At 62.0% G+C, this 237-nt stretch carries 1 pseudogene; it reads left to right on the forward strand.

The annotated features are described in order from the left end of the window. Window positions 1–49 precede the first annotated feature (49 nt). A pseudogene (locus SB764_RS44520) lies at window positions 50–237 on the forward strand (hypothetical protein); the annotation flags it as partial.

Below are 237 nucleotides of genomic sequence, written 5' to 3' on the forward strand. Positions count from 1 at the left end.
GTTGGGCCGGGGTGGCCCGGCCCATGTGTCAAACTCGGGAGGAGAAACCATGACTTTTACACGCAGACTGACCCTTGCGGCCTTCGCCGGTGCCCTTTCGCTCGGCGTTGCCATGCCGGCATTTTCGGCTGATCTGATCGCCATCATCACGCCGGCCCATGACAACCCGTTCTTCAAGGCTGAAGCCGTCGGCGCCGAAGCCAAGGCCAAGGAACTCGGCTACGAAGCGCTCGTCAT

Source organism: Paraburkholderia sp. SIMBA_027, from assembly GCF_046535315.1.
GTDB lineage: Bacteria > Pseudomonadota > Gammaproteobacteria > Burkholderiales > Burkholderiaceae > Paraburkholderia > Paraburkholderia tropica.